Source organism: Streptomyces sp. NPDC044063, assembly GCF_056434285.1.
Map to the genome: position 1 here is coordinate 48,040 of NZ_JBWKFM010000018.1, position 8,243 is coordinate 56,282.

Below are 8,243 nucleotides of genomic sequence, written 5' to 3' on the forward strand. Positions count from 1 at the left end.
CTTGTAATCGGTTGCCGATCACCCGCTGGGGGTCCTCGTGACGACAGCAGTCACCGCTGCCGGGACGGTCGCCGCCCATGGCGTCGCCGCCCGCGTGGAGCCGCCGCACGAGGCCGGTGTCGTACGGGAGACGTACGCGCGCCTGGCGGAGGTCCTCACCCCCCTCGTCCGGCTGGACGCGGGGGGCGGGACCCGGGGCGAGGGCATCACCGGCGAGCGGCTCGTCCGCGACGCCGCGCTGCGCGAGTGGCTGGTCGACGTCACGGGCCGGCGGCTGGCGGAGGAGCACGGGGTGACGCCCCGGCGCGACGTGGCGGCCATGGAGGTGCTCCACCAGTACGCCTTCCTCGCCACGGTGGCCATGAGCGGCCCCTGGTTCCTGGAGCGTCGCGTGCCATGGGTCGGGCCCGACGGCATCGGGTACGACCAGGCGTCGGCCTCGCTCACCGTCTCGCCCTCCTACATCACCTGCCTGCCCGGCGACCCCGCGGCCGGGCGGCCCGGGGCCCGTGTGGTCGCGGACGAGGAGGCGCTGCGCGCGACGCTGCGCAACGCGGTCGCCCACCATCTGGGGCCCGTTCTGGAGGAGTTCCGTCCGCTGCTGCGCCGGGGCCCGCGTGCCCTGTGGGGGCTGGCGACGGACGAGCTGGCCGAGGGCGTCTGGTTCGTGGGCCGGGCCACCGGTCAGGAGCGCCGCGCCGCGGCGGCGGCCGACGCGCTGCTGCCGGGCCGCACCGCGCCGTTCGTGGGCGCGGCCGCCTTCCGGTCGTGCGGGGAGGCGGGCGCCGGCGCGGAGACCGGCGAGGCCACGCGCACCCGGATCACCTGCTGTCTGTGGTACACCCTCGGCCCGCGGAAGATGTGCGGCACCTGCCCTCGGGGCGATCGCCCCTGACGACGCGTCGCATCATCCGCTCACGGTCCGCCCGCACGGCGAAGGCCGGGCGCTCCCCGGAGGGAGCACCCGGCCTTTCCGTGCTGTACGGACGGACCGCCGGTGCGTCAGGCGCGGGCGGCGTCGACCCCGTACGTCTTGGCGACGTCGTCGAGGACCGAGTGGGCGCCGTAGAGGCCCACGGCGAGCATCCAGGTGATGTCGTTGGCCTCGTGGACCTGGCCCTTGAGCTGCTTCCAGAGCGGATTGGCCTGGAATTTCTCCTGGCTCTTCCTCGAGGCGCCCTGCGGGTCGGGGAAGGCCGTGACGAAGATGTCGTCCGCGTCGACCTTCTTGATCTGCTCCTCGGAGATATCGGCGTTGAAGCCGGTGCCCTTGGCGTCGTCGGGCTTGCCGAAGCCGAGGTCCTTCACGATGACACCGATGTAGGTGTCCTCCTTGTACAGGCGCGTGGGGCCGTCGACGAAGCGGACGACGGAGACCGACGGGTTGGAGCCCTTCTTCTTGCGGACCTCCTCGCCGATCGCCTTGGCGCGCTTGTCGTAGGCGGCGACCTTCTCGTCGGCGAGCTTCTCCTTGCCGAGCGCCTTGCCGACGAGCTTGAGGTTGTCCTTCCAGGTCGCGCCGGTGTCCTCGGTGAAGACGGTGGGCGCGATGCCGGACAGCTGCTTGTACAGCTTCTCGTGACGGACCTTCGCCGAGAGGATCAGATCCGGCTTCAGGGCCTGGATCTTCTCCAGGCTGGGCTCCTCGAGCATGCCGACCGGCTTGGCCTTGCCGCCGAACCTGGCCGCGTCGTCGCCGAAGTAGGCGGGCAGCTTCTCGTCGGGGGAGGCGAAGGTCGTGTAGCCGACGACCTCGGACTGCAGCGCCAGCGTGGCGTCGACGAACGTCATGTCCAGCGCGACGATGCGCTTCGGAGCCTTCTTTATCTCCGTCTTGCCCATGGCGTGGTCGAGCGTGCGCGGGAACGCGGTGCCGACGGCGGCCGAGGACTTGTCGCTCTTGTCGTCCGTATCCTTGTCCGAGCCGCCTCCACAGGCGGCGGTGGCGAGCAGGCCTGCGGTCACGGCGACGGCTCCGACAGTGCGGCTGAAACGACTGAGCCAACGGGCTCTCATCGGCGGGGTCCCTTCTCTGTTCTCGTTGTGCATCATAAGGATAGGCTCACCTAAGTGGCCGAAAATCGCTGTGGAGGGGATCGTGACCGAAGCGCTACCTGCGCCGCCCGTGAAAAAGGGGCAAACAAGGCAGGTCGCGTCCGAGAGAGCAAGAACACGCCGCCTGTGGACAGTCGGGCTCCTGGGTCTCCTGGCCCTGGCCGTGCTGTTGAGCATCGGACTGGGTGCCCAACCGCTCGGTCCGGGGCAGATCTGGCACGGGCTGTGGAGTGCCTCCGGTACGGAAGGGGACGTCATCGTCCGCTCGTTGCGCCTGCCCCGTACGGTGACGGCGCTGGTCGCCGGCATCGCGCTGGGCGCCGCCGGAGCCCTGATGCAGGGTCACACCCGTAACCCCATCGCCGACCCGGTGGTGCTCGGCATCAGCGCCGGCGCGGGCATGGGCGTCGTGGCCTCCCTCTTCCTCATCGGCGTCAGCGGCCTGTACGGCTATGTGTGGTTCGGCTTCCTCGGCGCGGCCCTCTCCGGAGCCCTGGTGTACTCGGTGGGCGCGCTCACCCGTGGCGGTGCCACGCCCGTGACCCTCGCCCTGGCCGGCGCGGCGGCTCACGCCCTGTTCACGGCGCTCACGGCCGGAATGGTGCTCTTCGACCGGCAGGCCCTGGAGACGTACCGCTTCTGGACGGTGGGGTCGGTCAGCGGACAGCCCCTCGACCTGACGGTCCAGGCCCTTCCGTTCATCGTGGCCGGGCTCGTGCTGGCCGCCCTGAACACCCCCGGGCTCAACGCGCTCTCGCTCGGCGAGGACGTGGCCCGGATGCTGGGCGTACGGATCGGGCTGAACCGCGCGCTGGGCATGGCGGCGATCACCCTGCTGACCGGCACGGCGGTGGCCGTCTGCGGACCCATCGGGTTCGTCGGGCTGGTCGGTACGCACATCGCCCGGTACTTCTCCGGCCCCGACTACCGCTGGATCGTCGCCCAGGCGGCACTCATCGGCGCGATCCTCATGCTCACCGCGGACACCCTCGGGCGGCTGGTGGCCCGCCCGGGCGAACTCCAGGTGGGCATCATGCTGGCGCTCATCGGCGCGCCGGTCTTCATCCAGCTCGTACGCCGCCGCAAGGCGGTGAGGATATGAGCGCGCCTTCGGTCCGGAGGACGCCCGCGACCGCGGTCCCCGGACGCGCCCCCCTGCGCGTGGGGCCGGTCTCCGGGGTATGGCGGCCCCGCACGGTGCTGATCCCCCTGCTGACGCTCGGCGTCCTCCTCCTGGGGGTGCTCGTCAACTGCGGGCGCGGCGACATCGACATCCCGGTCGGCGACGTGGCCCAGGCCCTCCTCGGTGGCGGGGACGAGGGCAACCGCATGGTGGTGACGGAGCTGCGCCTGCCCCGCTCGGTGACCGGCCTGCTCGTCGGCGCCGCGCTGGCGCTGGCCGGGGCCGTCGTCCAGGGCCTGGCCCGCAACCCCCTCGCGAGCCCCGACATCCTGGGCATCACGGCGGGTTCGGGCGTGGGCGCGGTGACCGTCATCGTCTTCGGCGGCGCCTACGGAGGCGTCGGCGGCACGCTGGCCGACGTGGGCATCCCCGCGGCCGCGATGGCCGGCGGCATCCTGGCGGCCGTGGCCGTCTACGCGCTGGCCGTGCGGAGCGGACTGTCCGGCTACCGCGTGCTGCTCGTGGGCGTCGGCGTCAACGCCATCCTCACCAGCGTGCTGTCCTGGCTGCTGCTCAAGGCCGACATCGTCGACGCCGGGCGCGCGTTGCTGTGGCTCAACGGCAGCCTCAACGGCGCCTCGTGGGACACCCTGCGGCCGGTGATGTGGACGCTGCTGGTGCTGATGCCCGTGGCGCTGCTGCTCTCGTTCCCCTTCGGCGCGCTGGTCTTCGACGAGGACACCGCGCGCGGCCTCGGCGTCCGGATGACCGGGACCCGGGTGGCACTGCTGTTCACGGCGGTGCTGCTGACCGCCGCCGCGACCGCCGCCGCGGGACCGGTCGCCTTCGTGGCGCTGGCCTGCCCGCAGCTCGCGGTCCGGCTGCTGCGCACCGGCACGCCGCCGCTGTTCGCCTCCGCGCTGATCGGCGCGGCGGTCACGGTCTGGGCCGACGTGCTCGGGCGCACCGCCTTCGGAAACATCGAACTGCCCGTCGGCATCCTCACCGCCGCGCTGGGCGCCCCGTACCTCCTGTACTTGCTCATTCGGAGCGGAAGGGCCCGCACGTCATGACCGAGACCACCAGCACCCCCGCCGCGAGCCCCGCCGCCGCGGAGCACGACGGCGGTGCCACGAGCCCGAGGGTGCGGCTGCGCGCGGAGGGCCTGTCGCTCGCGTACGGGGACCGGACGGTCGTGCGCGAGCTCGACCTCGACATCGAGGACGGGACGGTCACGGCGATCATCGGGCCCAACGGCTGCGGGAAGTCCACCCTCCTGCGGGCCTTCGGGCGGCTGATGAAGCCGAGCGCCGGGACGGTCCTGCTGGACGGCCGGCCCGTCCACCGCATCCCCACGCGCGAGGTCGCCGAACGCGTGGGCCTGCTCCCGCAGTCGCCGGCGGCCCCGGAGGGGCTGAGCGTCGCCGACCTGGTGGCGCGCGGCCGTCACCCGCACCAGAGCTGGTACCGGCGGTGGTCCTCGGACGACGAGGCCGCCGTCGAACGGGCGCTGCGCGCCACGGGGACGTTCGAGCTGGCGGAGCGGACGTTGGACGAGCTGTCCGGCGGCCAGCGGCAGCGCGCGTGGATCGCGATGGCGCTGGCCCAGGAGACCGAGCTGCTGCTGCTGGACGAGCCCACCAACCACCTCGACCTGGCACACCAGATCGAGGTGCTGGACCTGGTCCGCGAGCTGCACCTGACGACGGGCCGGACGGTCGTCGTGGTCCTCCACGACCTCTCGCTCGCGGCCCGCTACGCGGACCGGCTGGTGGCGATGAAGGACGGGCGGGTCGTCGCGCGGGGCACACCGTCCGAGGTGCTCACCGAGGAGCTCGTACGGGAGGTCTTCGGGCTGCGGGCCCGGGTCCGCCACGACGAGGAGACGGGCTCGCCGCTGGTGATTCCGCTGAGCCGGCACATGGCGAAGGCTGCTGACGGGGCGTGAGGTGCGGTGGGGGAGACGGGATACGCGCCGGGTGAGAGTTGCGCCCAGCGTTTGCTAGGTTAGGCTTACCTAAGTCGGCGGGTGGCGGGAATGCCCTCCCGGCCCGCCGGCTCCGCTTTGCCTGCCCAGCTCCGCTCGTGACCGAAGGATCCCACCATGCTGCGTGCTCGTCTCCTCGACCGACAGGCGCAACGTGAGTCCGCTGCCCGCACCTACGCCCGGTCCATCCCGGTGGCGCCCGTCGCCGCCGCCGGAGCCGAGGTGACCGGGGCCGACGGCCGTACGTACCTCGACTGCCTGTCCGGTGCGGGCACCCTCGCCCTCGGCCACAACCACCCGGACGTCGTCGCCGCCCTCCAGCAGGTGATCGGCTCGGGCGCCCCGCTGCACGCCCTCGACATGATCACCCCGCAGAAGGACGCCTTCAGCGAGGAACTGCTGAAGCGTCTGCCGGGCACCCTCAACGACAACGCCAAGCTTCACTTCTGCAGCCCGGCCGGCACCGACGCGGTCGAGGCCGCGCTCAAGCTGGCCCGCAGCGCCACCGGCCGCCAGGGCATATTCGCCTTCACCGGCGCGTACCACGGCATGACGCTCGGCGCGTCCTCCGTCTCCGGCCCCGGCCGGATGCGCCGCGGCCCCGCCGAGTTCGGCCCGGCCGAGGCCCAGCCGGTGACCCGGCTGCCGTACCCCTACGGCTACCGCTGCCCGTTCGGCGTGGGCGCCGAGCAGGCGGGGCAGCTCTCCGCCCGCCTGATGGAGAGCTACATCACCGACCCCAGCAGCGGCGTGGGCAAGCCCGCCGCCGTCATCCTCGAGGTCGTCCAGGGCGAGGGCGGCGTCGTCCCCGGCCCCGACGCCTGGCTGCGCGAGGTGCGCCGCATCACCGCCGAGCACGGCGTGCTGCTCATCATCGACGAGGTACAGACCGGCATCGGCCGCACCGGCGACTTCTGGGCCTGCGAGCGGGCCGGCGTCACCCCCGACATCCTCGTCACCTCCAAGGCCGTGGGCGGCGGTCTCCCGCTGGCGCTCATCGCCTACCGCCCCGACCTCGACACCTGGCAGCCCGGTGACCACACCGGCACCTTCCGCGGCAACACCCTGGCCATGGTGGCCGGCGAGGTCACCCTGCGGACCATCGCCGAGCAGCAGCTGGCCGAGCACGCCGCGAAGCTGGGCGAGCGCATCCGCGCCGGCCTGCGCGAACTCTCCACCGAGCACCCGCAGATCGCCGAGGTGCGCGGCCGCGGCCTGATGATCGGCGCCGAGCTGGTCGACCCCACCGCCGAAGCCGACGCCCTCGGCTCCCGCCCCGGCGACCCGGCGTTCGCCCGCGCCCTCCAGCAGGCCTGCCTGGAGCGCGGCCTCATCCTCGAACTCGGCGGCCGCGGCGACACCGTGCTGCGCCTGCTGCCCCCGCTGGTCCTCACCGACGAGCAGGCCGACTCCGTGCTGAACCGCATCGCCGACTCCCTCTCCGCCATCTCCACGGAGCGTGCCGCGTGAGCGAGCCTCTCCGCCCCGACGCGGTCGCCCACCCGGCGGACCCCCGCGCCCTGCGCCGGCTGACGGCCGTCGCCCTCGACGCCCTGGCCGACGGCGCCGCCGCCCGTGGCGGCCCGCTGCCCTCCGGCGGACCGGAGAAGGTCGCCGTCCGCACCCGCGAACTCTGCGCGCCCGTCCTGCCCGAGGAGGGCCTCGGCGCGGAGGACGCCCTCTACGGTGTGGCCCGCGCGGCCGCCGAGGGCGCCGCGGACCCCTCCGACCCGCACTGCGTGGCGCACCTCCACTGCCCGCCGCTCGCCGTCGCCGCGGCCGCCGACCTGGTCGCCTCCGCGCTCAACCCGTCGATGGACTCCTGGGACCAGGCGCCCGCCGCCGCGGTCATCGAGGAGGAGGTCACCGCGGCCCTCGCGCACCTGGTGTACGCGGGCCGGCCGGAGCCCGACGCGGTCATCACCAGCGGTGGTACCGAGTCCAACCTGGTCGCCCTGCTGCTCGCCCGGGAGCGGGCCCGCGCCACCGGCGCCCGGGGCCTCCAGGTGTTCGTCGGCGCCAACGCGCACCACAGCGTGCGCCGGGCCGCCTGGATGCTGGGCCTCGCCACCCCGGTGGTCGTCGACTGCCCGGGCGGCCGGATGAGCCCGGCGGCCCTGGAGCGGGCGCTGGCCGACAGCGCCGGCGGCCCCGCGCTGGTCGTCGCCACGGCCGGCACGACCGACGAGGGCCTCGTCGACCCGCTGCCCGAACTCGCCGCGGTGGCCCGCGCGCACGGCGCCGAGCTGCACGTCGACGCGGCCTACGGCGGGCCCCTGCTGTTCAGCGAGCTCCTCGCGCCCCGCCTGGCCGGCATCGAGCACGCCGTGTCGGTGACGTACGACCTTCACAAGCTGGGCTGGCAGCCGGTCGCCGCGGGCGTGCTCGCGGTCGCCGACGCCGCCCTGCTGGAGCCGCTGTCGCTGACCGCCGACTACCTCAACGCTGACGACGACACCGAGGCCGGACTGCCCGACCTGCTCGGCCGCTCCATCCGCACCTCCCGCCGCCCCGACGTGCTGAAGATCGCGACGACCCTGCGCGCCCTCGGCCGCCGGGGCCTGGGCCGCACGGTGGAGCACTGCGTCCGGGCGGCCACGGAGCTCGCCCGGGCGATCGAGGAGCACCCGGCGCTGCGGCTGCGCCCCGGCGGCCCCGGCATCAGCACCGTGCTGTTCCGCCCGGTGGCCGCCGACGAGCTGTCCGACGCGGCGGGCGACGAGCTCGTCGCCGCCGTCCGGCGCGACCTGCTCGCCGAGGGCCGGGCGGTCCTGGGCCGGGCCCTGGTGGCGGACGGCGACGGACGGCAGCGGCTGTGGCTGAAGGTGACGCTCCTTCACCCCCGCACCACCGCCGCCGACCTGGACGGCCTCCTCACGCTCGTCACCGAGCGCGCCGAGAGCCTCACCACGGCCGGCGTCAGCGCGTAGGCGACCCCGGGGCGGCTTGGAATGCCGCCAAGAATGATTTAGCTTAGGCTCGCCTAACCAGCCGGGGGTGGGGGGGGGGGGGGGGGGGGGGGGGAGAACACAAAGCGCCCCAAAAAAAGAAAAAGAAAACACAAAAAAAAAAGAAAAA

7 protein-coding genes are annotated in these 8,243 nt (G+C 73.5%); 6 read left to right on the top strand and 1 reads right to left on the bottom strand.

The genetic code is table 11. The features are described 5' to 3' along the window. Window positions 1–37: 37 nt before the first annotated feature. Window positions 38–895 (top strand): (2Fe-2S)-binding protein, encoded by an 858-nt coding sequence (locus AC07BS_RS22050; RefSeq protein ID WP_478933951.1) that lies wholly within the window; start codon window positions 38–40, stop codon window positions 893–895. A gap of 107 nt (window positions 896–1,002) precedes the next feature. Here the strand turns inward: AC07BS_RS22050 and AC07BS_RS22055 are convergent, their stop codons facing one another. Next, window positions 1,003–1,965, bottom strand: coding sequence for an ABC transporter substrate-binding protein (locus AC07BS_RS22055; protein WP_478647811.1), 963 nt, complete (start codon window positions 1,963–1,965; stop codon window positions 1,003–1,005). Between the two features lie 160 nt (window positions 1,966–2,125). Here AC07BS_RS22055 and AC07BS_RS22060 point away from each other — a divergent pair, with 160 nt between their 5' ends. From AC07BS_RS22060 to AC07BS_RS22080, 5 genes are all read left to right on the top strand, one after another. Then, window positions 2,126–3,157, top strand: a complete 1,032-nt coding sequence (locus AC07BS_RS22060) for a FecCD family ABC transporter permease (RefSeq protein WP_478647812.1) — start codon at window positions 2,126–2,128, stop codon at window positions 3,155–3,157. Then, entirely contained in the window at window positions 3,154–4,251 is a 1,098-nt protein-coding gene (locus AC07BS_RS22065) for a FecCD family ABC transporter permease (RefSeq protein ID WP_478933953.1), read from the top strand. Before AC07BS_RS22060 ends, AC07BS_RS22065 begins: the two co-directional genes overlap by 4 nt. Further along, window positions 4,248–5,126, top strand: a complete 879-nt coding sequence (locus tag AC07BS_RS22070; RefSeq protein ID WP_478647815.1) for an ABC transporter ATP-binding protein — start codon at window positions 4,248–4,250, stop codon at window positions 5,124–5,126. The genes AC07BS_RS22065 and AC07BS_RS22070 overlap by 4 nt, the downstream gene beginning before the upstream one ends. Window positions 5,127–5,282: 156 nt before the next feature. After that, window positions 5,283–6,635, top strand: a complete 1,353-nt coding sequence (locus AC07BS_RS22075) for a diaminobutyrate--2-oxoglutarate transaminase family protein (protein WP_478647817.1) — start codon at window positions 5,283–5,285, stop codon at window positions 6,633–6,635. Further along, window positions 6,632–8,095, top strand: coding sequence for a pyridoxal phosphate-dependent decarboxylase family protein (locus tag AC07BS_RS22080; RefSeq protein WP_478933956.1), 1,464 nt, complete (start codon window positions 6,632–6,634; stop codon window positions 8,093–8,095). Before AC07BS_RS22075 ends, AC07BS_RS22080 begins: the two co-directional genes overlap by 4 nt. Window positions 8,096–8,243 lie beyond the last annotated feature (148 nt).